Below are 23,207 nucleotides of genomic sequence, written 5' to 3' on the forward strand. Positions count from 1 at the left end.
CATTGATAATCAAGTTGTTGGCATTGCTCTTCCTGTGGTGTACACGTTACGCACACGACAGTGTTTCAATGTTCTTCGTCATTTTTCATCCGATAGTGCAAATTTAATCATTTTCCGCGATGTACACGCTATCCTAAATGTTAAAGTTTCTGCAATCGGAATCAGCATATTAGCCGTTATACTGCTGTCAAATCTCAATTATCTTGTCTCTCTTGGAATCTCAGTGCTCGTTTGAGGGATGTTCGGAAAGGACTTCATCGCAGGCTGTGTCTCCGATAATCACAAAGTTGTCAGAGAAGTCGGCAAACGCTTCCCTGAATTTTTCAAGTCCTCCTACCATTTTATTTTATTCATCATTATTGCAATTTCTTTCTCAACCCGTGGGTCGTTATCATCTTTCAATGTCAGGAACAATGACAATTTATCCACATAGCCGGAAGTGCCTGACGGCGGATACTTCCATATCTCGATGCGCTGTGTATCTTCAAAAGAGTGCAATTCGGGTATGGAGTATTTATGTTCACGCACCCACTCCGCAGTCAAAACTCTTGTCGGGACATCCTCCGGGACGAGCATTGAGTAATGCGACAGAGCCGAGATTCCGCCAATATCTCCTTCGGGAAATACATCTGATGTGTATTCTATGCTTTTGATTGGATCAATTAGATTGGTTGACGCCTTATCCCAAAGTTCTTTCCCTGACAGTTCAAACACAAGTTTCTTATTCCTGCTGCCTTCCAGACTAACCAATCCCAATGCTTCAAGTTGCTTTATGGATTTGGCGATTGTCTTATATTTATAAGGTACTTTATCCTCCAACTCTTTAAGCGACAAACCGTCAAGGCTCTCGATCTGTAGATGATAAAAAAGAATATATTGTGTTGACGGATAAAACAATTCTTTAATCTCACTTTTTGTTGACAGCCTGTTGATAATCAAGGTAGGCACAAATGCAAATTTATCGGCTACGATAAAATACACTCCTTGCTCCACTAATCGGTCACGCTCATAAGTCAATAAATTGTCAAAGTAAAATACAGCCGGAATATGCTTGATGCTTTCAATTCTTTCCGAAATCTTACGACGCTGCACATTGGTATAATCCATTTCACCTTTGGCCACAAGCAAAAGCATAACCTGCCCATTGAAATCAAACTGCATCATCTTGAAATTTGCAATGAGTTCAAGCCACAGACCTTTTTGGTCTTGCTTGGATAGATTCCGAAGCTCTATCTGCTGTCCGGCGATTGTTATCTCCTTCATGTTCTACGATATTTTGCATTATTCTCCGAGTGTTGGAGAATAATGCAAAATTGCGGAGAATAATCTAATTTTACAAATATATCAGGATTCATTTTTTTAACAGGGACACATTTTACATCAATCCCAGTTATAATACACCGTGGTGTTCAATGTCATTGAACACTGCAAGGTATATGAATTAATTCGGAATAACACGCTCCTCCTTAATTTCGGCAATAGAACCTTGCTTATTGCCGAAATTAAGTTATTGTGATAGCCATGCTTTTTCCCCATCGTGCCGTGGTGTTGACGAGCGAACACACTTCATACTATACTGACAAAATCAGACAATTCCCAGCTCTTTGAACATTGAGCCTATTTCGGAATAGGTATAATCCCGTTCTCCGTCAATCAGGCATTTCTCAGATTTCAGGGCATTCTCAATCGCCCTTACCCAATCACCGCCTTTCTTCTGGAAATATTGATGCAATGGATGTGTCCTGAAAAACCGTTGAGTTTTTTCATATCCACATATCCGGCAAAGCTCGTCCTCTATGCTTTTTGAATCGGCATAATTTTGTCCCGTATATCTGAAATAATAAAGGAAGAACAGTTCAGTGCAGCGGTCAGTCTCAAAGAAACGGACTTCATAATTGAGCCCCTTTTTCTCATTGTGGACCTTCTTGCCATGATATTTCCGTTTCAATTCAGAATAGGCTGCCCAACTTGTCGGGTCTTTCTTCTTATTGTCCATGTCGATAAGACAAAAAATCCTGTCATATCCGATTGCTATTGCAGATTCAATCGAGCGTTCCAATTCACGCAGGCTCGTATTCTTCGGAGTGTCCGGTTTGATGCTCTGTAACTGGCGGAACTCATCCTTCAATGAATTGAGATAGAAGAACTCCGTAGGGCCTTCGCCGATAATCACAGTGGTTTGTTTCCTTACTTTTGGCATGGCTCATTTCTGATTTAAGATGAACGGCGAACCCAACACAGGTTTTGACCCAAACCGACCGATACGATAGGAATTGTAGAGTGAGTGTTCCCTGCGGAGGCCGAGTTTGTCAGCGCGGGTATATTCAGATGCCGCCGTTTCAGATGACTTCTCTACGAACCACACTGATTGACGGTTTTCATTAAACTGATCTTCTGAAAGCAATGTCATCTCCTGTGTTGTGAAAAACAACTGCGATTGGCACGAATTGGCAAGGAAGACCTGAATATAATACAGTAGCAGATCATAATGCAAATCCTCGCCTAATTCGTCAAGCATATAGATATGGTCTCCGGTTATGGCATTATACAGATAGTTAAGATCAACCAGATATTTAATTGTTCCGGCAGACTGTGTGGAGAGAGGCAACATGAAGTTACCTTCATCTGATGTATTTACAAACTCCACATGGTTTTCAACGCCATCCGATATGACGCTGAAATTTGAAATATTGAAATCAGCCTTTTTCAACATCTGTATGAAGAATTCTTTCTTTTTCTCATTCTGACTTACCTCTTTCAGAAGAGAGACGAGGCTTCCGCCGTCATTGTTGACTCCATGTACATGGGACTTAATCCAATTGTACAGTGCCGCAATCTTACATGCGTCTTCCGGCAAGGACACTTTTCCATATGTGGAGAGGACCGAATGATTGTTGAGAGTATGCTCTTTCAGAACCCGGAGCGTCTTCGCCTTTATGCCAATGCTTGTTCCAAATTTAATCTCGCATTGTCTGTCTTCGCCGACAAACTCGCGTTCATAAAACAGAGACTTGCTCTTATTGGGATAGTAATTCAATTCCTCCCTTATGATATGGCTTCCGAGATATAAAATCATGTAATCATATCTGACACCGTCGGCATAAAAAGACACGAACATCTTTGTCGGCTGATCCTTGGTCAAAGCAAAAGGCATTTCAGAATGCACCCTTTCATTTCGGTCTTTACGGTCAATGAACATAAGCTCAAAAGCGTTCTGCATCGCTTTGAGCATATTCGATTTACCCGAAGCGTTGGCTCCGAATATTATTCCCACACGGCCAAGATGAACACCTTTTGTGATTTCGGCACTCATCCAGTTTCCATCATCGCCGTCCGTCTCAAAGTTCATCGTTTGACGTTCCCGAATTGACAGGTAGTTTTCAGTCCAGAATTCGCGTATCATTTTGTATTATACCTAAAATTCAAGCCCATATTGCAGGCCAACTGCAAAATTAGCCATAATTTTTGGTGTTTCCAAGAAAATCAAGGCTAAATACGGTCAATGCTTTATTCAGATGCGATTTTCAGAAATATAAACTCCAGAGAGGTACGACGGCTGGGCTTGTCATCGCACAGCGAGGCAATGTCTGGTAATGGCAATGCCGTCCGCGGCGTTTGCCGGAGGCTGCTCTACCGCCGACCGCATTACCTGAGAATGAGAGCGGGCTAAACACCGAGTTGCTGAACGCCGGAGCCGGAGCTTCGCCAATCCTGCTCTTGCTTATCTGCAACTCCGTATTCTTAACGCCCGCTCCATTACCCGTTTCGTTTAGCCGTCGCGCCATTCTTCCGTTGTCAGCACTCCACGATGCGAAAGATTGTGACGGCCTCTGTGCATTACGGCATGCCTCCATTTCCTGATTCCGTCACATACATTCGCCTTTCCGGGAGTGTGGCATTTCAAATTTCATGTAGGTAACACTTCAACTGATTTTAGAAAAAACATTTCCGTATGTCGGTTATTCTGTGTCTCCAAAGAGGCAACTTCGGCTCTATGTTTATTCGGCAATTTCAGCATAATGCAATCATCTATTGGAAAGCATATTCGCTCGTGATGGAATAACGTGCCGGTAACGGGCTATTCTTTTGCCGCCTGTCAGAAAAATCTCCAGCCCTACGGGTAGTATTTTCCTGCCGTCGGCGAACAGCCCGCTATTTCCCGTCACGCAGGGATAATAAACGAGCGAACATACTTCAAACAGTGATTAGACGCATTAAGCGGAAAATCAAATAAAAAAATATCGCCTTATGACACAAAATAACCGACATATTAGAAATTCGAGCTTCACACCATCACCAGCTCATACCGCATTAAGACGGCTGACTAAGGTGGTCGGGATAATACTCGGAATAGTAATCGGGATTGTTCTTTGGGTGGTAGTGAAACCGATGATAAGAGGTATAGGGTGGCTCATCAGCATACTAACCCTTATTGCAATGATATACTTTGTCTTAACATTCTAAAATATATACGACTATGGCAAACGAAATGAAATCATCAAACGCAGTTATGGAGGTTGTCCGTAACTATATGGAGGAGCGTTGCGCAAGCGACCCTATCCTCGCTATCAAGTACGCAAATCCGGCGAAGTCATTGGAAAAGGCACTGAACTATGTGGCTCACGAGGTGCAGAAAAGCGGACTCACCATTATGGACTCGGATAGCGTGTTCTCTCTAATCCTTCATTATTACGATGAAAATTTGGAGGATGTCCCCAATGTCAACTGCAAGATAGCGGTTGCAAAGGAACTCACCGACACTGAGAGAGCCGAGGCAAAGGAACAGGCTATGGAGCAGTACAAGGAAGAACAACTCCGCGAAATCCGCAGACAGAACCAGCCGAAGGCAACCGCACCCAAGCACACCGCCACCGCACCGAAAGCAGGTGCAGAAATCAATGTTCAACCCAATCTCTTCGGAGATGACTTCTAAAGCATACGACTATGAAACCGAGAAATAAGAAGCAAGAGCAGATATTGGCAATGAGTGGGCAGCTTCGCCCACTCACCACCGCCCAAATGCAGTGGGCACTGACCCATACAATCGACAACTATGCCCTTAGATTCAAGAAAGGGAAAGCCGTGTGTCTGATATGCGGTCACGAGTGGGAAGCCGAGGAAGGAATGTGCCGTTGTCCCCATTGTGGCGCAAAGGTTGAGGTCAAGGCTACCACCCAGCGAGTTGTAAGGGATAAATCCTACTTCATCATCGTCACCGCAGTCAAGGGTTTTCAAGTAATCCGAATGTTTCTGATGATTGTGGAGTTCCGCAAAGGAATGAAGGCAAATCCCGGCTTCATTGAAATCGGCTCCTATTGGATTGACAAGCACGGACACACCACCGTAGTGGGGCTTCAGCGCACATTGGGTCACTACATTGACTCATTCGCTTTCGGCTCTCCATTGGAAATCAGACACGACAATGACGCATTCTGGCACATCGCCAACCAATGGGTCTATCCAAGGACAAAGGTCACTGACACCATCAAACGTAATGGCTACACAACCTTTACCTATGGCGCACACCCCGTGATGATGTTTCAGCAGTTGCTCACCAACCCCAAGGCTGAGACTCTGATGAAAGCCGGAGAGGAAGGATTGTTCCGTTACCTTTGCCACCACCCTAAAGAGGTTGACAAATATTGGGACACAATCAAGGTGGCACGCAGGGCAGGTTACAAGATTGACGACCCTCAGATGTGGTTTGACTACATCAAGATGTTGGATAGAATGGGCAGAGACCTCCATTCCCCCACGTTGGTAGCACCCAAAGACCTCAAAGCCGTACACGATGAATATGTGGCAAAGGCTGAACGTCAGCGTATCAAGGAGCAGAGAGAGAAAGACCGCAAGAGAGCGGAGGAAGATGAAGCCAAGTTTGAGGAACTCAAAGGCAAATACACCGGATTGGTTATGACAGACGGAGAAATCGTTGTCCATACCCTAAACTCCGTAGCCGAGTATTATGATGAGGGAAGCCGTCAGCACATCTGTGTAGGTTCATCGTCCTACTACCTCAAAGAGAACACATTGGTATTCTCCGCCAAAATCAAGGACAAGACAATCGCCACGATTGAAATCTCCCTCAAAGACTACTCAATCATTCAATGCAGGGCATTCGCCAACAAGGTCTGCCAATATCAAGACCGCATTACCAAAATTATCAGCGACAACATCAAGATGATAGCAGAGAGAAAGAGAGCATAAGTTTAACCCGACCTCCACCGCACCGGTGGAGGTCACAATCAAAACATTATATGTGCAATTCTGAATATGACTTCTTAATTCCCAAGTTGGGACAAGAACTATACTCTAAAGCCTACAATCCCTATCGCCCATATTCAAAGAAATTCCAATAGATATACGAATATCGTCATACCGATGGCGAATTATTCTCAGCAACAGCACCCACTATTGAACTTTGTCGCCAATGGCGCGATGAATGGCTTGCAGAAAGGAGCAATAATAGCCAATAGTCGTAATATACGCCAAGCGGAGCAATCCTGTGAAGAATTGCTCCGCTGATTTACGCTCAAAATCCTAAAAATTTCGGCCGCCTTTGGAGGCGGCGAGAGGCAACTTATTATTCCAAATATCAGGATTTTTCGCTAATTTTGCATACCCAATTTCAAAAAATAATATGACAAAAGCGGAAATAGTAACCGAGATTGCCAAGACAACTGGCATCGAGAAAGCAAGCGTACTCGCAGTAGTAGAAGGACTGATGACTTCAATCAAAGACAGCCTCGCACACGGCGAAAATGTATATCTCCGTGGCTTCGGCTCATTCATCGTAAAGGAGCGCAAGGAAAAGACTGCCCGTAACATCTCCAAGAATACAACTATCATTATCCCGGCTCACAATATCCCGGCTTTCAAACCCGCAGCCGAGTTCAAGAAGGTGGTGGCGAAGTAAGATGGGACATGAAAATGAGAACACAGTCGAAGAACTGACGGATACCTGTGAATGCGGTTGTCATTGCGATGGTGACTGTCATTGTCACGAGAAACAGCCGGAGATTTTTGATGAAAGTGACATCGACCGCATAATAGCCAACCTTAATGACTGGGATTAAAATGGTATCTGAGAAACTGAGTCGTTGTCCGTGGTGCGGAGACGACCCTCTTTATGTGAAATATCACGATGAAGAATGGGGTCGCCTTGTCACGGATGACCATATACTCTTTGAGTTCCTCACGTTGGAAAGCGCACAGGCTGGACTGGCTTGGATAGCAATCCTGCGCAAACGAGAAGGCTATCGTGAGGCATTTCACAACTTCGATGTTGAGAAAGTTGCTGCCATGACCGAAGAAGATGTTGAGCGATTGATGAAATTTGACGGAATAGTCAAGAATCGCCGTAAAATCCAGTCGGCTATTTCCAATGCCCGGCTGTTCATCGAGATTCAGAAAGAGTTCGGCAGCTTCTTCAACTATCTGAGGTCTGTCTTTCACGGAGATTTCCCCGTTGTAAATCATCCGGCAACAATGGCTGATATTCCGGTCACATCGCCTGAGTCGGATGCAATCGCTAAAGATATGAAGAAGCGAGGTTTCAAATTCTTCGGCTCAACAATCTGCTACGCCCATCTACAAGCCACAGGCTTCGTAGATGACCACCTTAACGATTGCCCCTGCAAAGGACAACTATAAAACTTTGATTGGCGTTATACTAAGAAACAATAGTTATGGCTTCGAGACGGACAATCATACAAGACTGGATGGTGGCGCAGAAGCGTCACCATCTTTCTGACATGCAGGTACAGATGGCGCGTGAACTTGGATTCAAACCGGATTCACTTCGCAAGATTGACAATCATAAGCAGGAACCGTGGAAGACACTACTGCCACAGCACATTGAAAATCTATATGAGAAACGTTTCAAACGTGAAAAACCTGAGGTTGTAAAATCTCTGAAACAGCAACTCATAGAGGACGAGATCAAACGCAAGGCTAAGAAGAAAGCCAAAGACGCACGTCGCGCAGTAAAAGCAGCGGAAGAGTCGATGTGCAGTCCCGAAGTGATTGAGGATTCAGAAGATATTGTGCAATTAGGACTTGACAGTTGCGGAGATTGAATTATGCCGATGTGGAATCCGTGGCATGGTTGCCACAAGATAAGTACGGGATGCAAGCATTGTTACGTTTACCGTGAGGATGCGGCGTTTGGCACGGTCACACCGTCAAATGAAGTGCGTAAAACGGCATCGTTCAATCTACCTATAAAGCGCGATAGAAAGAAGAATTGGAAATTTCCGTCAGGCACGGAATTTGCGCTGTGCTTCACCTCTGATTTTCTGATTGAAGAAGCCGATGAGTGGCGTGATGAAATCTGGGATATTATCCGCCAACGGACTGATTGCACATTCTTTTTCTTCACAAAACGCATAGAACGCCTTATGCAGTGCTTCCCGGATGATTGGGGCGAAGGATATAACCATGTTGGTATCGGGTGCACGGTCGAAAATCAGGACCGCGCAGATTATCGTTTGCCGATATTTCTCTCATTGCCAATCAAGCACCGCATGGTAATTGTCGCGCCAATGATAGAAAAGATTGACATAAGCAAATACCTCAATCCGGAATTGATTGAGGAGGTCTCGGTCGGTGGTGAATCCGGCAAATATGCCAGACCTCTGGACTTTAACTGGGTTCTTGATATGCAAAGACAATGCCGGGAGTCGGGAGTACCGTTCAACTTTCATCAGACTGGCTCATATCTGATTAAAGACGGTCGTCAATACCATATTCCGAGGGAACATCAGCATTCCCAAGCTAAAAAAGCCGGATTGGATTTTGATTTCTGATTTATTTTTTGAAAATTCGTAAAGCTGTATCACCTTTTGCGATATGAGAGGAATAACTTTGCATCAGAAATCAAAACTATGAACTTCCATTTTTTGTCGACTTCCCTGAAATTTACAAAAATTGTCCGATACAAGACTTCGCCAACGATATAGCACGGCGTCTAAAAGCCGAAGGCTATGACATCTACATCGACCGCATGGGCTACGGCAGCAAACGCATTCCCAAGGGAACCCCAATCTGCTATCGCGTCTTCAAAGGCCGTTATCCCAACCACCACATGGACAATTGGAAAGATGAGTTTCAAAGTTATTCCTACTTCGGGCTATACGCTTTTCGGTTGAGCTTACCGTTGTAGGTGCGCTCAACTTTATCGACTTGGGTATATAACTGAGGAACCTTATGACCTTCAAGCTTTGATGCAAGGTGTTTGGCTAACGCTTTCTTCTCAACGGAAAGACCTTCTTTTACAACATAGAGAAGACGGAGTGCTATTCCTAATACCGGATGCTGTGATGGAATACAAATACAGTCATCAATCTCCGGCATCGACTGGGCGGCATCCTCAACCTCAACAGGATTTACCTTGAACCCTCCGACATTTATAATATCTCCATCTCGTCCGGCTAATTGCAATCGGCCCTCTTCATCGAGGATTCCCTTGTCTTTCGTGAAGATTTTATTCTCTCTGAGAACACGATTTGTTTCATCCAGGTCTCCGCAATAGCCAATCATTAGCGTCTTACCTTGACATACAATAAACCCATCATCATCAATTGTTAAGGCTGAGTGTTTCATCGGCTTTCCTAAGCACCCAGCTACACAATATCCTCCGTTGAAATTATGGGTCGCGATTATTCCGGTCTCTGTGGAGGCGTAAGTATTATAAAGACGAGTATGCGGAAGCAATTCGCATAGTTTCTCCATGTCGGATTGCGAAATTGGAGCGGCTCCAGTTTCGATGAAATCAAATTTTTCAGAACAATCCCTTAGTTGTTTCTCACCGAATTGTATCATCATACGGAGACTGGCCGGAACTTGGAAAGTAGCCACCTTCCAAGGAGCATCCTTAACCACCTTAAAGAAAGCTGGCAAGTCTTTGAGCCCGTCCATGATATAAATGGAAGCACCAACTATTATTGACGGCCATATCTTACTCAAACTTCCTATGTGGTTAAGCGGACCGGTAATAATAAACGTCAGGTTCGAAGAAAAGCCTTGTGCATCAATCAAGTTTTCAGCATCATATATAATGATACCTTGGCTAATCATAGTCCCTTTCTGTTTACCGGTTGTTCCGGTCGTAAAAAGTATGTCGGTTACATCTCCCGGCATATCAGCCTGCGATGTCAATTCCAGTATTCCCTGAAATTGAGCATCGGGCAAGTCCTTTTCAAGAGGAACAACCACTTTCCCGGCCTTGTGAGCTGCGAAATAGTCTATGATGAAATCAAAATCATGCGCGGATCTTAATACATAGACACGGGAGGTTTCGGATTCAATTTCCGACGCACGTTCACAGACCGCCGTCCATAGTTCACTATAAGTCAAAATTCCATCGGAATTTTGGAAAGCAATCCTCTGGGGCGAAGATTGTGCATGTTCACGTAGATAATCTTCCAGTCGGTTCATATAACCTTTATTTTTCTGCCAGCCTACGGTTTACCATTTCGACTATGCTGTCAAGCGAACGGAGGTTCTTGGGAGTGGCATCTTTAGCTTCTAGTTCAATGCCATATTCCTGAGACAGCACCATCAAAATAGTCGTTACGCCAAGAGAATCCAATTCGGCAAAAAGGAAGTCCGAATCTAAATCTACGAGAGGAAGAAGGTCTTCCAGTAAAGTTCTAATATGTTCTTTCATTTTCTGTAGTTATCAATTTTTAAACAATCGGGGAAGATAGTCAATCAGATACTTACGCCAGTTGCTCCAAGTGTGTCCACCATCTGATTCATTATACAAAAAAGTATAGCAACCCTTGTTAAGTTTTTTTCTTAAGTCATCGTTAAGTTTCTTTGTAAAATCATCCTTCCCTACGGCGATATAGAAGAGTCTGGGATTTTTCTTAAAGAAATTCTTCAATTTCCAATCAAAATTATCATATATATCCAAATTCTTATCGGATTCTCCTCCAGTGATACTGCTAATCTTTCGGTCAACGCTACCACCCCCTAAAAAAGGAAGTGCTTGCTTTAGTTGCTTCCAACCTTCTCCTATACTTTTCAATCCGCCGACACTTTTGTCTCCAAGAGCGTTTGTTGTTTGAGCCGAGAATAATCCAATGTAATCAAATTCATTAGGATTATTTAATGAGGTGTACAGTGTATGAAGGCCACCAAGAGACAACCCAGCTATGGCTCGATGTTGCTTATCTGCAACCGTACGATAATTCTTGTCAACATAATTGACAATCTCGGGGACAAATGATTTCTCGAATTTACCAAACATCGATGAAACATTGTTGCTAGAAGGTTGAACATTCGGATTGTTAGGATCTTCTCCGGGAGCGGCTGCTAACTCCACATTGCCGTTGGGCATGACAACAATCATTGGTTCACATGTGCCATTTGCAATAAGATGATCCATTATTTGGGATAAACGACCGCAATCAGCCCACGCAGTTTCATCACCTCCCGAACCATGAAGGAGATAAAGGACTGGATAGCGTCGAGATGATGATTTGTATCCGTGAGGAAGATATACAGCCATACGGCGTTTACTCATTCCATTCAACGATGATGGGTACCAATCATATTCTAATGTGCCTTTTTTTGTTTGCGCATCAGTAAAGTTATCTCCAATCCCGCCCTTGATGATAAAATAGTTATAGGTAGAGCCTATATCCCGAGTTGTGTCCCTATTCCTTTTATCGAAACGCACAGAATCTTCATTCACTACGAAATCGTACCAGTAGAGTTCAGAACTGAGCGGCTGCGACGTATAAGTCCAAACTCCATTTCCAGTGTTCGTCATTTCAGCTTTACCATCTTTGGAGAACATTCCAGCCATAGGAATTAAAGAATTCCCTTTTTGGAAGAATGTACCCTGTACTTCTACTTTCTCGGCTTTCGGATCTATATAAGTAATTGTGACAGAGTTGTCGCTATTGATGGTAATTGGTTCCTGAGCGTTGACATGAAGAGAGGAAAACAATATCAGACCGGCCAATATTGCACCACATACTTTTTTAGGAACGTATGTCTGTTTACACTGAAAATTCATAAAGCTTTAAGTTTTCTATCGTTGATAAATCCATAGAGGTCTGAAACTCTACGTTAGTAACAATTCCCTCAGCAGCATATTTTGCTACTGTTATTTTTTCTTCGTCCGAATCAATTGCAAATACCTTGATGTCGGGATGGACAAGACCCATCAATAGAGCCATTTCACCATATCCACAATTTTTAATAACAACACATCCCGGTTGAGTATGGTCTACCAAATCGGAATAATTGTTGTGCTTTTTTAGGTTACGGGTTACTTCCTGTAATAGTTCCGTCCCCTTATATCGATAACGGTCTTTTACAAGAGATGCAAAATAGGTTGCCGTCTCATACTTGCAACACATTGCCTTGTATTCAACCTTCATGTGGCGATGAACATTCTGGGCGAATGCAGAGTATGATTCATTCCATATAGGACTTGACGATGTTATCCGTTTACCTATCCGCATATTGATTTCTCCCTTGTAGCAGGCAAAGCTTTGGATGGGCATAAGATAGTTAACGCCATGCAGCAACACAGGCAAAACATCAATGTTAAGTTGCTTTGCAAGATAGAACGGTCCTTTATGGCATCTGAGAATGGAAGAATCGGGATTACGCATTCCTTCCGGAAAGAAGGCTATTGAATAGCCTTCCTCGACATACTTCTTGAAAATCTCCAAGTCTCTCTCCAAAGAAGAATCCTTCCATGCAGTAAAGTTGGACTGCCGGATTGTATAGAATCCCAACCACTTGAACATTATACGAACCACCGGATTCATACTTGACCTCTCATTTGCCACAATGAGAATCTTAGGACTCCATGCCATAAAATACATCGGGTCGAGCAAGGACTGATGGTTGCACACGATAACACAGGGCTTATTCAAAGTCTCATTATACGGGTTGTGCATTCTGAATTTAACACCGGGCATCAATTTAAGGTCAATTCTATGTGACCAAGTGACAAAACGATGGAAAAGAGCCAGTGTTTTTGGTGTCCTCGGACCAATAATAAACAGGAAGAAGCCCAAGATATATCCGATTAGTAATTGAGATAGCCACCATGCTCCACAGAACCAAGTACGAAGTAACGGTCCGAGCGTTAGAGGGCGTTTCCTATATTTGCCATGAGATTTTGTGATCCAATTGAATACCAAAGGAGGCAATAGATAAGCTATCAATACAACCGAGAGCATACCAACAATGGTAACCTCAGCCAATGAATGGAGTGCCGGATGTTTTGCAAATATCAAAGTTCCGATTCCGATGAACATAATGAGAGCGGACACAAGAATCGAACTTTTGTAGGAAGCAAGCATCTTTTTCCTAAAAGCATATTCATAGCAACAGCCTTCGGTCATGAAGATTGTGTAATCATCTCCCTGTCCAAAGATGAAAGTAGCGAGAATAATATTGACAATGTTGAATTGTATTCCGGTCATTCCCATAATTCCCAGAATCCAAATCCAACTGACTGCCATAGGCAGGAACGAGAGCAAAGCCAATTCAATGGAGGCAAAAGAAGCCCATAGGAAAAAGAACACAATCAAACTACAGGCCCATCCAATATAGCTGAAGTTGTCTGAGAGGCCATTGGCAATAGCACTGTTCATACTTTGCACATCAAAGCAGAAATGGGACCCTTCGAGGCTATCAATCTTTTGACGGAGAACTTCCATTTTGTCTTTCTGCACAGAAATCAGATTGACAACCCGGTATTTCCCATTTATACTGTCAATGCTGAGGTGCTGAGAATTAATGGAATTAAGAGGGCTAAAGAAGTCTTTGTCTTGGAGGGCATATTCTCCTGATAGAATATCTTCAAAGGGAGAGAATGCTTTTTTCTGGAAGCCCTTTGTAAGTACCCCCTGCGTCAAGGAATCTGTCAAAAGAGTTTTATGAGTCGCTATAAAATTAGTCCACCTTTCCAATCTTTCAGCTTGCTGTTTTGATGATGGTAGAAATTGCATGTCAGATTGATAAACGCTATCAATCGAAGCAAGTTCTTGTTTGAGTTTGGGTCTTAACGCGGCATTGTTATCAATAGCCTCATCCAGCGTGTTTCCGGAGCTTACAACATATAAAGTTTCAGTGTTGTCTGAGTTATTGCTTGTCAGTTCCTTAAAATATACCATATCCGCTTTCTGACGGTCGGTCATGAAATTTATATGGCTCATATTAGAGTCAAAGTCTGTTTTGAGACTAAAATAGCCAAATATGACAGTGAGTAACACCACGCCAAGGACAACCCAACGTTTTTTTTCCGGTCTAATGTTGCTCAACCAATCTAGCCATTTGACAGAAATCTCATGTTGACGGTTTCCTTTTTTACGAACTGCATGAGGCAGAAATACAACGGTAAATAAAATGGTGCCAATAAGAATCAAAGCACTGAAAATCCCCAAATCGCGGAGAGCAGCCGCTTTCAATGGGACAAGTGCAACAAACGCTCCTACAGTGGTTATATTACCTATTATCAAGGGGGCTATTATCTCTCTTAGCACTTGTTTCATCGAACCTGTGTGCGCAGTATGAGCTATCAGATGGAGCGGATAATTGACTGCAATACCGAGTATAATGCTTGATATTCCCACAACAATCAATGAAACACTACTATGAATCACCGATACCATCGCCATTGCGAACAACCATCCCCATCCAACCGAAATGACAATAAGGATAATGTTCCAAGCCTTTCTGAATACAATAATAAGTAACGCCACAATCAGAACTGCGGCAATTGCAATGGATAACAGACTGTCCTCTTTAATTTGTGTAGCATTGGCGACTGCAATGGCCGGCCCCCCGATGTAATGAACAGTCACTCCTGAAAACTCGTTTTCAACCTCGTTTGCCCGTTCCGCAAGGAAATCCATTAAAACGGCATTGTTATGAGTTTCACTGTTTCCAAATGGAGATTCCATTAGAACCAAGGCGCGGCTCATATCCGGAGTAAAGATATAACCGTCATACATCTCAATATTATCTGCAGACTGGCCACTTTGAAGCCTACCTACGCAGGGAGAGAAAAGATTGAGCGGATCTCTTTGAAGATTTTCAGACAGCAATCCGGATGTGGGGAACATTAACAGTTCCTTATCCTCTTCAAGCCGAGATAAAATATAGCCGGGGGTATTCAGCAGACTGTCCATTCTCGTATAATCTTCCTCGGAGAGGAAATAAGGGATATTAGAATAGACGAAGTCGGTATATTCCGAAATCTTCTCCAAGTTGATTTGCGTAGTCAATTCCCTGACATATGCAGCAGAATCTTTTTCAGAGACGATATTTTCAAAATAATCGATTGCTTCCACCATATCGTCAGGATTTGCATTAAGCGAATCTGACGCTTGAAATATGGCAATAATCTTACTTGCCCCCGACACATCTTGATAGACCTGCATCGCCTCCTGATGATTGCCTTCCAATGGAAGAAAATCCGAAATATCTTCTTTAAAATCCAGACGTAGCAACAGGCAGGAGAGGACTGACGTGACTATGATAAACGACAGAAGGCAAAACCTTCTGCGGCTCTGCATGAAGTCATGTATTTTGAGTGCAATCTTAGTCATTTGGAAGTATCTTTATCAGAATATTGTCTTTATCCAGTTTAGGAATGCTTCTTTCCATTCCCTGCATTCAGCAGAACCCTTTGTTTCAGATGCACCAAATCCATGTCCTCCTGTCTCAAACAAAAGATATTGATGAGGAATGTTCTTTGACGTGAGAGCCGAATCCAACAATACAGAATTGTGGTAATCCACAATAGGGTCATCCTTACAATTCACCAAAAAGACAGGCGGACAATCTTCCGGAACATGTCTTTCTAGTGAAAGTAAATTCTTTAATTCCGGGTCATTCTGTTTATTATCACCCAATAATCCTCTGCGAGACCTTTTATGAACGCATTTTTCAGTCATGGTAACAACAGGGTATATCGGAACAATAAAATTCGGTCGATATTGCGGATCAAATAGTTCTGCAGAAGACATTACGAGATGTCCACCTGCTGAAAATCCCATGGCCCCAATTTTAGTAGAATCCACCCCAAACTCACTTGCGTTCTCTCTTACTTTTTTTTTAGCCTGTCGTAAATCATCTTGTGGGGCCGGATAAAGATTTCCTCTAAATAGATACCGATGATGGAATATAAATGCGGGGACATAGGCAGTTCGATAGTCCAAAACAAACGCAGAAATTCCGTTATTGTTGAGCCATTTAGCCACTTCATGCCCCTCGGTTTCGCTATCATGCCAAAAGTAACTCCCACCGGGACATACAATAATCCCGATATTATTATCGCCATTGACTATATAAGGAGTTAGCTTTACCTTTTTATGGCAATCTGTATTTTCCCATATATTAATTTTGGCAAAACAGTTGATTGTCATTATTATTGCAGCTATTATGGAGGTGATTCTCTTCATTTCGTTTAAATTTTATTGATAAGATAATCCTTGCCAAGAATCGCTTCACAAGTTTGTACTGCGGTCAATGTCACGCCACAAAAGCCATGCATATTTATACTTTGTCCTGTAAGAAACAAGTTGGGAATCTTGGTACGCAAGGGAATAAATGGAATGGCATCATTACAATCTTTGCGCAAACCACACATAGCTCCATGCCTAACACCCGTAAAATCGTGGATTGTTAAAGGCGTGGCGGAATCTATGTACTCCACCGCTTCTCTAAGACTTGGATATATCTCAGATAATTTGTCTAATATGAATTCTATTAGTTTATTCTTGAAGGTATAGTAATCCTTATCCCTTGCTCCTTTGACGTTCTTTTCCCATTGTTCTACTTCAGACCATCTCAAAGGAGCCACAACGTTGAGTGTTTCTGCGAATTTTCCTTGATTGACAACAGGTGGTGTCATATACATAAACCGCTTTATATCAGCACAGGATTCATCTTCCCATGTCGTATCGTAATTTTCCAAATAGAAACCAATACGATTACTGTATTCTATCTTATCTTTTTTAAGCCGGATATTTACGATAAAGGATGAGATTGAATCTTCTTTTATGGAAATAAAAGACTTGTAGGCATTTGACAAAAGTCTGGGGTTATCTATAAGTGATTCCAACTCATTCACAGGGGAGGCCAATACAAAAGTATCCCCTTTGAGAATATTGCCATTGTCAGTAAGAATACTGGTAACTTCTTTATTGTCAGAATTTATCTTGATTACCTTACTATTGACAAGAATTTTCCCTCCATGATTTGTTATAACAGACGTCAAAGCATTTGCAAGAGTCTCATAACCTCCGGCGATTCGGCAAGCACCATTAAAGAATATAGTGGAAATTGAGGAGTGTAAAAATGCCGGGGTGACATTCGCTTCACCGGCATATAGAACATTCAGTGCGCCCAATAAGGCTACCAGCCGATTATCGTCGATATATTTAGAAATAAATTTATTCGCAGGAAGGTTGAAATCAACATTCCCAACGGTATTTAATCCACGGTCAGCCCGAAGATGGAACAAATCCATTTGCTCCATAACCTCGTCCACCTTATTTTGATAATTCTGTAAATTGCTCTTTTCTTCCGGGAAAATCTTTGAGAGGGATTCTACAAATCTCTCTCTGTACATTGAGAATGTTTGGGTTGTTTTATCTTTATCTACAAATACTTCAATGCTGTTTGTGGCATCAAGATCATGAATGTTAAGCATCTCTGAAATACCGAGATAATCAAAGATTCTTCTTATATTACCGCCTTCGTGCATACCTCCAAAGATATGCATTCCTGTATCAAATATTGCATTGTCACGGCAATAGCTTTGTAGGCATCCTCCAACACGTGGATTCTTTTCTACAACAGTGACATCAAGCCCCTCTTTTGCAAGAATGGCTGCACATACAAGACCACCAAGTCCGGCACCAATTATTATGACCTTTTGTTTAGACATTCCTTTCAATCCTATTTTTCAAGTTATCGTAAATAGTTTGGTATTCTCCACGCAGGTTTTTGGCCTGTGCCCGTAGAGTTGTCCCCAAAGAGGTCAAATCTTCTTGATTCATCCTTTTCCCTATTTTCAGCCATATTGGCCACCTCTTTATAAGCCATCCATGTTTCGGCATAACCTTCCCTGTCCCATAAACAACAAGAGGCAAAATATCCAGATTCAGAGTGTTAGCAATATGGAATACACCTTTGTGGAATCGGTTAATTTCCTCCGCTTCTGATCTCGTACCCTCTGGAAAAACTGAAATTGAGTATCCTCTATCCACCAACTCTTGCAACTTGGGCAAAAGTTTTTCCAATCCCACTGAGACGGGATAGTATTCCGCACACCGAACAATGGCACCAAATATAGGATTTTTCCACACCCAATCGTTTGTCAGAAATATTATCCTGTTTGTCTGACTCAATTGAACCATTAAATCTAATTGACTCTGATGGTTGCATATAATCAATGCAGGTTTCTTAAAGTCTTCACCTGATTTATTATCTACTTTTACTTTCGCACCGAACAAACCGAGTAACTTAACAACTGTCTTACTGAATGTTGTCACGACATTATGCAGTTTATAAGATGGTTTCCCTGTCAGTTTAGTATAACAAGCCTTTCCGAATGCAATGGGGGTTATTGTGAGAGCTCCGACAAGATACACAATGTAGGTGGTAATTGTAAATAAGCCCGTTTTCAGACTTCTGTACAAGAAACATGGAATACCGTAAATCACAGCTAAAACACACAGTATCGTGTTCAAGATTGAAATTCTTGTAAAATCAAGGCCGGGTCTAAAATGGGAGACCCGTTCTTCCGGTTTTGGGTAGAAGACATTTATCGGCTTTGAAATTAGCTTTACACCGTGCCACGAGGCAAATACCAACAATTCAAGCTCCGCCTCATAACGTGAGGTTAAGAAAGATAACCCTTTTAACTTTTTGAGTGGATAAAGCCTATAACCAGTTTGTGTATCAGGTAGTCTATGCAACGTCTGAACACAAAACCAAAAATTACTAAAGGAATTTGCAAACGAGCTTCCTTTAGATCTGACAACCCCGGTTAAATCACGGGACCCGACAATCAGACATCCCGGATGTTCGATGTTGGCATCCAAGAACAGAGGAATATCTTCAGGATAGTGTTGCCCATCTGCATCAAGAGTTATCGCATAAGCGAAACCCAAATCCAAAGCTTTCCTAAACCCTCTTCTCAATGCCGACCCTTTTCCTTCATTCTTAGGAGAATTGATAATTGTTATTCCGGCAATACGTTCCAAACATTCTTTTGTCGAATCGGCAGAACCGTCATTCACTACAATTACGTCATCACAGTGGAGAAGCGTTCGCCCCACCACGTCTGCAATAGTACCCTCATTATTATAAACTGGTATTATCACACAGATGCCTCTGTCATGCAATGACTGTTTGTAATGAGAGTTTGGCATAGGTTGTATCATCATCAGCAATCACGGCTTGTACCTTGAACTGATTGTCTTCTTGCTTAATTTTATTTAATGAGACTCTTATTGGTTTGTCTGTCGGAGTTAGAACGGAAACAAATTTCGCATTTTTCACTCCCGAAATTCTCAATGTCCTATTAAGACAATCCTCCAAAAGTTCTTTTGTCATTTGAATCTGGCAAACGCCTGGAGTAATAGGCATTCCCGGAAAATGGGCGGCGTATATTACGCATGAAGGAATAAGGGTGATTATATATGTAGTCACCTCGCCGACAGTTTCCTTATTGATGATTTTATATAAATTCCTATTCAGTTTCATTTGCCGGTTGAAAAGAATATTTGATTTTGCGTTTTGTATTTAGGTATTCTTGTGAACCCTGATGCATAGCTTTAAAGATATTCTTAAAGTCTCCGCTCAGTGACCTCTTGATATACCACTTGTTCATCTTGTCAGTTATACTGTGTATTTTAACCTTGTCCTTTTTCTCATCGTAGCTTATATCCATCAGAGAAATGCCAAATTCATTGATTACACTCGCATCTACATGTCCTTCTGATGGCTTGTGCATAATCATTAGTCCGCTAAGATAGGCTTTAGGCATTTCTATGACAATCTCATACCGGGATCTCTGACCTACCGAGTCAGGATATGCAAGAACCGGACTCTGCGAAAATACAAAGCCATGGCAACTCAACAGTATTAGTAGTAGACTAATTAATCTTAAACTGCGAAGCATTTATCGGAGTGTTCTTTTTTATATTTTTCAATTCGATCAATGTACTATCTCCATTCTTCTCGTGCATTTCAACCTTCGTAACTAATTTGAGTTTTGTGTCGTAATGCAAAAGGATGGAAGTAAACATCTGTTTCATCTCCTTTTTCTGAGGAATCAGAGTAACGATGTAATAGTTGCTCTTGTGGATAACGGACGATTTGAAGTCTGCTTTATCTGTCAGCACTTTCCCCAAGACACTATTCATCATGATTCTTGCAATTTCCTTGAACATCTTGTTTTTGTTCACATCAATCACATCACTATGATTGCCTTTTTTGACCGTTACCTTATTGTTATTGAGGATGAATGTGTAAGTGTATGGAGTGTTATATTGCCACCGCAGCATATTTGGTTGCTCACACCACATCTGACCTCTGGAGACCATTTTGTCGCCAAGCATTTTCAACGATTTTGTCTGGGCAAAATCACACTGCATAGTTTTTATTGAAGCTGCCGCAGCACTAATTTCTTTCAGTGCCTGAGCTTGATTGAAATTCTGGGCAAACGCAACCCCGAGCGTCAAACACAAAGTCAACAATATTATTATCTTTCTCATGATTTTATGGTTTAGAAATGATAAAGCAGCCCGCCACTATCAATGCAACTCCAATCCATTTATTGAGGTTGACATCTTCGTGGAAAATCCACGCTGCAGCCAATAGTCCAAAAACGTAGCTTAAACTGACCAAAGGATAGGCCATACTGAGAGGAAATTTCTTTATGATATACATCCACAAAAGGCTGGCTCCTCCGAAGCATATTCCGGAAAGGGCAAACTGCCAGTTAAGTAAAGCCGACCTCCAAAAAGCTGCATTCCATCCGAATGGTTCCATCTTCATCAAGCCTATCTTCAAGAAAACTTGACCAAAGGCAAGGATTGCACTCTGAATCAAAGCAAGCAGAAACAAACCATAAGTGGAGAGGTTAAACAGTAACGAATTATTCATTGCCTTCCTCCTTTCCTATTTTATGCTTTGATACAATTACACTTCTAGAAATTACTTCAGCAGGAACCTTTATTCCGGCAAATTCAAAAATTTGACGAAAATGTTCGGGACAATAGTCATGCAGTCCCACGAGTATATTCTCTGCCTTCCCTTCCGAAATCAGTTGTTTGGCATCGGATATTGCTAAATCCCAAGAATCTTCTCCCTGCGAATAGGTGATGTTATACCCATGACATTTCAGACGAGTGGCCAATGTTCCAGCAATAGTATTATGTGTACTCTGCATAAACAAAGTAGGACTAAGCCCTTCTTCTCCCTCTTCTTCTATGTGATTGAGAATTTTCTCTCCCTGATCAAGCATTCCATATGCGGTCCCGATGACAATGGCATCTGGTTTTTGGATACCTGCTGATTCAATCGCCTGCATGGAAGTCAAGATTGCTGCTTTCATGATTTTACTCATTCGGCGAGCCTCCATGGCTGTCACATATTTTTTGACATCAGACAAGTCCTCGGTGTTTGTAATCTCATGAATGGAGGAAATTCCATATTCAGCTGAGTCTTTTACATCATCCAGAAGGACGGGAGTACGAGACAAAATCAGTGAAGATTCGTTTCCTCCGAAACCAAAGGAGTTACACATTACATTGTGTAACTCAACGTTTTGTTGCCCTTTGGAGGGGATAATGCAATCCTCTGAACTTTGTTGCCAGCGGAGATTCGCCGGAATGAAGTTATTGTGCATCGACAACATGCAAATAACTGTTTCAATACTCCCTGAGGCGGACGTTGTATGGCCTGTAAAAGCTTTGGTACTTGATACTGGAGGATAGGACTCGCCAAAGACTCTAAGTATAGCCTGAGACTCACTTCTGTCATTGTCGGGAGTACCAGTGCCGTGAGCATTGATATAATCAATCTCTGACGGGTTAATGCCACTCATCGCAATGGCATCGGTCATTGCAAGGTATGCTCCCTCTCCATTCTCAGACGTCGCTGTCTGGTGGAAAGCATCGCATCTGTTGCCATATCCTGCTATAAATACGATAGGATTACATCCTTTTCGCATAGATAGGTCTTTTGCCCGCTCCAAAACGACGTAGGCAGCTCCTTCTCCCAAGTTAAGTCCATGACGGTTACTGTCAAAAGGATGGCAACTGTCGTAATCCAATATCATTAGGCTGTTAAAACCATTGAGATGGAATCGACTTAGAGCTTCGCTTCCTCCGGCAAGGACAATATCAACTTTATCGGCCAACAATAATCGGGAACCAAGAATAATGGCATTCAATGCGGATGAGCAAGCCGTGGAAATCGTAATCAAATCGGCTTCTATACCACATAATTCAGCTATCTCTTTAGTATTGTTTCCACAATCATGTTGTCTTACATACCGGGCTTTCCCCTTATCTGAAAGCATTTGCGGATAATGCCGCTCGGTTACATCCATACCACCGACAGTTGTCCCCGATATGAGAGCAACTCTTTTCCCGGCTAAATCTTCTTTCTTTAGTACAGAAGATTTCATTGCCTGTTTCAAAGCGATAGCACCAAGCAGCGATGTTCTACTTACTTCTCTGTCTGTGGGTAGCCCAAGAATATCTTTCATTTGATTGTCAGAAAGCTTGACCTCTCCGACAGGAAGCTCTTTATGAATTGATTCAAGATACTTAATCTGTGAGATTCCATGTTCCTCCTTCTTCAAGGAAGACAGCACGGATTCACAATCCACACCTATTGCGCAGATTATACCCTGACCTGTTATGGCTATGCTTTGTGGCATGATAGGATTATTTCTTGCGGTTTTCCTGAACGTATTTGGCAATGCTTTCAATGCTGGTAAATATTGCTTTACCTTCGGCAGCATTTGCAAGTCTGATGCCATAGTTCTTCTCGAGAAGCACTATTATTTCAAGCGCGTCAATGGAGTCGAGGCCAATTCCATCATCACCGAACAGAGGTGCCGAAGCATCAAGTTCTTCGGGTGTTATGTCCTCTAGGTTGAGGGCATCGATAATTTTCTCTTTCAACTCTAAAATTATTTCTTCCAT

22 protein-coding genes and 1 pseudogene are annotated in these 23,207 nt (G+C 42.3%); 7 read left to right on the plus strand and 16 right to left on the minus strand.

Going from position 1 to position 23,207, the window contains the following annotated elements; genetic code table 11:
• Positions 1 to 333 precede the first annotated feature (333 nt).
• The 3 genes from ADH68_RS11325 to ADH68_RS11335 all read right to left on the minus strand — a co-directional run bounded on the left by ADH68_RS11325 (position 334) and on the right by ADH68_RS11335 (position 3,403).
• A complete protein-coding gene (locus tag ADH68_RS11325; protein ID WP_068960722.1) occupies positions 334 to 1,263 on the minus strand; it encodes a hypothetical protein in 930 nt (309 codons plus the stop codon).
• A 322-nt stretch (positions 1,264 to 1,585) separates the two neighbouring features.
• Positions 1,586 to 2,200 carry an RloB family protein gene (locus ADH68_RS11330; protein ID WP_068960721.1) on the minus strand — a complete coding sequence of 205 codons (615 nt, stop codon included), beginning with the start codon at positions 2,198 to 2,200 and terminating at the stop codon, positions 1,586 to 1,588.
• 3 nt (positions 2,201 to 2,203) lie between these two features.
• Positions 2,204 to 3,403, minus strand: a complete 1,200-nt coding sequence (locus ADH68_RS11335; RefSeq protein ID WP_068960720.1) for an AAA family ATPase — start codon at positions 3,401 to 3,403, stop codon at positions 2,204 to 2,206.
• 1,086 nt (positions 3,404 to 4,489) lie between these two features.
• Between ADH68_RS11335 and ADH68_RS11340 the strand changes: the two genes are divergently transcribed.
• From ADH68_RS11340 to ADH68_RS11370, 7 genes and pseudogenes are all read left to right on the plus strand, one after another.
• Positions 4,490 to 4,933, plus strand: coding sequence for a PcfK-like family protein (locus ADH68_RS11340; RefSeq protein ID WP_157755893.1), 444 nt, complete (start codon positions 4,490 to 4,492; stop codon positions 4,931 to 4,933).
• A gap of 11 nt (positions 4,934 to 4,944) precedes the next feature.
• Entirely contained in the window at positions 4,945 to 6,207 is a 1,263-nt protein-coding gene (locus tag ADH68_RS11345; RefSeq protein WP_068960718.1) for a PcfJ domain-containing protein, read from the plus strand.
• Positions 6,208 to 6,362: 155 nt separating this feature from the next.
• Positions 6,363 to 6,476: pseudogene (locus ADH68_RS11350) on the plus strand (DUF3873 family protein); the annotation flags it as partial.
• 149 nt (positions 6,477 to 6,625) lie between these two features.
• Positions 6,626 to 6,916, plus strand: a complete 291-nt coding sequence (locus ADH68_RS11355) for an HU family DNA-binding protein (protein WP_256359325.1) — start codon at positions 6,626 to 6,628, stop codon at positions 6,914 to 6,916.
• 146 nt (positions 6,917 to 7,062) lie between these two features.
• The gene (locus ADH68_RS11360) at positions 7,063 to 7,653 is read left to right on the plus strand and encodes a DNA-3-methyladenine glycosylase I (RefSeq protein ID WP_235606678.1); all 591 of its coding nucleotides are present in this window, start codon (positions 7,063 to 7,065) and stop codon (positions 7,651 to 7,653) included.
• A 35-nt stretch (positions 7,654 to 7,688) separates the two neighbouring features.
• The gene (locus ADH68_RS11365) at positions 7,689 to 8,078 is read left to right on the plus strand and encodes a hypothetical protein (protein ID WP_068960660.1); all 390 of its coding nucleotides are present in this window, start codon (positions 7,689 to 7,691) and stop codon (positions 8,076 to 8,078) included.
• Positions 8,079 to 8,081: 3 nt separating this feature from the next.
• Positions 8,082 to 8,807, plus strand: a complete 726-nt coding sequence (locus tag ADH68_RS11370) for a DUF5131 family protein (RefSeq protein WP_068960659.1) — start codon at positions 8,082 to 8,084, stop codon at positions 8,805 to 8,807.
• 313 nt (positions 8,808 to 9,120) lie between these two features.
• Here ADH68_RS11370 and ADH68_RS11375 read toward each other — a convergent pair whose 3' ends face one another.
• The 13 genes from ADH68_RS11375 to ADH68_RS11435 form a co-directional block, all read right to left on the minus strand.
• Complete coding sequence (locus tag ADH68_RS11375) at positions 9,121 to 10,437, minus strand: class I adenylate-forming enzyme family protein (RefSeq protein ID WP_068960658.1); 1,317 nt, start codon at positions 10,435 to 10,437, stop codon at positions 9,121 to 9,123.
• 7 nt (positions 10,438 to 10,444) lie between these two features.
• A complete protein-coding gene (locus ADH68_RS11380; RefSeq protein ID WP_068960657.1) occupies positions 10,445 to 10,669 on the minus strand; it encodes an acyl carrier protein in 225 nt (74 codons plus the stop codon).
• A gap of 12 nt (positions 10,670 to 10,681) precedes the next feature.
• Entirely contained in the window at positions 10,682 to 12,028 is a 1,347-nt protein-coding gene (locus tag ADH68_RS11385) for an alpha/beta hydrolase-fold protein (RefSeq protein ID WP_068960656.1), read from the minus strand.
• Positions 12,012 to 15,584, minus strand: coding sequence for a 1-acyl-sn-glycerol-3-phosphate acyltransferase (locus tag ADH68_RS11390; RefSeq protein WP_068960716.1), 3,573 nt, complete (start codon positions 15,582 to 15,584; stop codon positions 12,012 to 12,014). The genes ADH68_RS11385 and ADH68_RS11390 overlap by 17 nt, the downstream gene beginning before the upstream one ends.
• Before the next feature lie 15 nt (positions 15,585 to 15,599).
• A complete protein-coding gene (locus ADH68_RS11395; protein WP_088294821.1) occupies positions 15,600 to 16,439 on the minus strand; it encodes an alpha/beta hydrolase in 840 nt (279 codons plus the stop codon).
• 5 nt (positions 16,440 to 16,444) lie between these two features.
• Complete coding sequence (locus tag ADH68_RS11400) at positions 16,445 to 17,929, minus strand: phytoene desaturase family protein (protein ID WP_068960714.1); 1,485 nt, start codon at positions 17,927 to 17,929, stop codon at positions 16,445 to 16,447.
• Positions 17,922 to 19,418 (minus strand): glycosyltransferase, encoded by a 1,497-nt coding sequence (locus tag ADH68_RS11405; RefSeq protein WP_068960713.1) that lies wholly within the window; start codon positions 19,416 to 19,418, stop codon positions 17,922 to 17,924. The genes ADH68_RS11400 and ADH68_RS11405 overlap by 8 nt, the downstream gene beginning before the upstream one ends.
• A complete protein-coding gene (locus ADH68_RS11410) occupies positions 19,384 to 19,752 on the minus strand; it encodes a hotdog family protein (protein ID WP_068960712.1) in 369 nt (122 codons plus the stop codon). The genes ADH68_RS11405 and ADH68_RS11410 overlap by 35 nt, the downstream gene beginning before the upstream one ends.
• Positions 19,739 to 20,035 (minus strand): hypothetical protein, encoded by a 297-nt coding sequence (locus ADH68_RS11415; RefSeq protein ID WP_084274016.1) that lies wholly within the window; start codon positions 20,033 to 20,035, stop codon positions 19,739 to 19,741. The genes ADH68_RS11410 and ADH68_RS11415 overlap by 14 nt, the downstream gene beginning before the upstream one ends.
• Before the next feature lie 109 nt (positions 20,036 to 20,144).
• Positions 20,145 to 20,765 carry a LolA family protein gene (locus ADH68_RS11420; protein WP_068960711.1) on the minus strand — a complete coding sequence of 207 codons (621 nt, stop codon included), beginning with the start codon at positions 20,763 to 20,765 and terminating at the stop codon, positions 20,145 to 20,147.
• Positions 20,766 to 20,769: 4 nt separating this feature from the next.
• Positions 20,770 to 21,156 (minus strand): EamA family transporter, encoded by a 387-nt coding sequence (locus ADH68_RS11425; protein ID WP_068960710.1) that lies wholly within the window; start codon positions 21,154 to 21,156, stop codon positions 20,770 to 20,772.
• Positions 21,149 to 23,041 (minus strand): beta-ketoacyl-[acyl-carrier-protein] synthase family protein, encoded by a 1,893-nt coding sequence (locus ADH68_RS11430; protein WP_235606679.1) that lies wholly within the window; start codon positions 23,039 to 23,041, stop codon positions 21,149 to 21,151. Before ADH68_RS11430 ends, ADH68_RS11425 begins: the two co-directional genes overlap by 8 nt.
• Complete coding sequence (locus ADH68_RS11435) at positions 22,947 to 23,207, minus strand: phosphopantetheine-binding protein (RefSeq protein WP_068960708.1); 261 nt, start codon at positions 23,205 to 23,207, stop codon at positions 22,947 to 22,949. Before ADH68_RS11435 ends, ADH68_RS11430 begins: the two co-directional genes overlap by 95 nt.

This window comes from Muribaculum intestinale, assembly GCF_002201515.1.
GTDB lineage: Bacteria > Bacteroidota > Bacteroidia > Bacteroidales > Muribaculaceae > Muribaculum > Muribaculum intestinale.

What these genes read in the sequence shown, in the direction of transcription:
- ADH68_RS11400 (WP_068960714.1), bottom strand. Translation starts at nt 17,929, where the DNA reads ATGTCTAAACAAAAGGTCATAATAATTGGTGCCGGACTTGGTGGTCTT.
- ADH68_RS11365 (WP_068960660.1), top strand. Translation starts at nt 7,689, where the DNA reads ATGGCTTCGAGACGGACAATCATACAAGACTGGATGGTGGCGCAGAAG.
- ADH68_RS11390 (WP_068960716.1), bottom strand. Translation starts at nt 15,584, where the DNA reads ATGACTAAGATTGCACTCAAAATACATGACTTCATGCAGAGCCGCAGA.
- ADH68_RS11405 (WP_068960713.1), bottom strand. Translation starts at nt 19,418, where the DNA reads ATGCCAAACTCTCATTACAAACAGTCATTGCATGACAGAGGCATCTGT.
- ADH68_RS11415 (WP_084274016.1), bottom strand. Translation starts at nt 20,035, where the DNA reads ATGCCTAAAGCCTATCTTAGCGGACTAATGATTATGCACAAGCCATCA.
- ADH68_RS11410 (WP_068960712.1), bottom strand. Translation starts at nt 19,752, where the DNA reads ATGAAACTGAATAGGAATTTATATAAAATCATCAATAAGGAAACTGTC.
- ADH68_RS11420 (WP_068960711.1), bottom strand. Translation starts at nt 20,765, where the DNA reads ATGAGAAAGATAATAATATTGTTGACTTTGTGTTTGACGCTCGGGGTT.
- ADH68_RS11385 (WP_068960656.1), bottom strand. Translation starts at nt 12,028, where the DNA reads ATGAATTTTCAGTGTAAACAGACATACGTTCCTAAAAAAGTATGTGGT.
- ADH68_RS11335 (WP_068960720.1), bottom strand. Translation starts at nt 3,403, where the DNA reads ATGATACGCGAATTCTGGACTGAAAACTACCTGTCAATTCGGGAACGT.
- ADH68_RS11395 (WP_088294821.1), bottom strand. Translation starts at nt 16,439, where the DNA reads ATGAAGAGAATCACCTCCATAATAGCTGCAATAATAATGACAATCAAC.
- ADH68_RS11425 (WP_068960710.1), bottom strand. Translation starts at nt 21,156, where the DNA reads ATGAATAATTCGTTACTGTTTAACCTCTCCACTTATGGTTTGTTTCTG.
- ADH68_RS11430 (WP_235606679.1), bottom strand. Translation starts at nt 23,041, where the DNA reads ATGGCATCAGACTTGCAAATGCTGCCGAAGGTAAAGCAATATTTACCA.
- ADH68_RS11380 (WP_068960657.1), bottom strand. Translation starts at nt 10,669, where the DNA reads ATGAAAGAACATATTAGAACTTTACTGGAAGACCTTCTTCCTCTCGTA.
- ADH68_RS11325 (WP_068960722.1), bottom strand. Translation starts at nt 1,263, where the DNA reads ATGAAGGAGATAACAATCGCCGGACAGCAGATAGAGCTTCGGAATCTA.
- ADH68_RS11360 (WP_235606678.1), top strand. Translation starts at nt 7,063, where the DNA reads ATGACTGGGATTAAAATGGTATCTGAGAAACTGAGTCGTTGTCCGTGG.
- ADH68_RS11370 (WP_068960659.1), top strand. Translation starts at nt 8,082, where the DNA reads ATGCCGATGTGGAATCCGTGGCATGGTTGCCACAAGATAAGTACGGGA.
- ADH68_RS11340 (WP_157755893.1), top strand. Translation starts at nt 4,490, where the DNA reads ATGAAATCATCAAACGCAGTTATGGAGGTTGTCCGTAACTATATGGAG.
- ADH68_RS11375 (WP_068960658.1), bottom strand. Translation starts at nt 10,437, where the DNA reads ATGAACCGACTGGAAGATTATCTACGTGAACATGCACAATCTTCGCCC.
- ADH68_RS11345 (WP_068960718.1), top strand. Translation starts at nt 4,945, where the DNA reads ATGAAACCGAGAAATAAGAAGCAAGAGCAGATATTGGCAATGAGTGGG.
- ADH68_RS11435 (WP_068960708.1), bottom strand. Translation starts at nt 23,207, where the DNA reads ATGGAAGAAATAATTTTAGAGTTGAAAGAGAAAATTATCGATGCCCTC.
- ADH68_RS11330 (WP_068960721.1), bottom strand. Translation starts at nt 2,200, where the DNA reads ATGCCAAAAGTAAGGAAACAAACCACTGTGATTATCGGCGAAGGCCCT.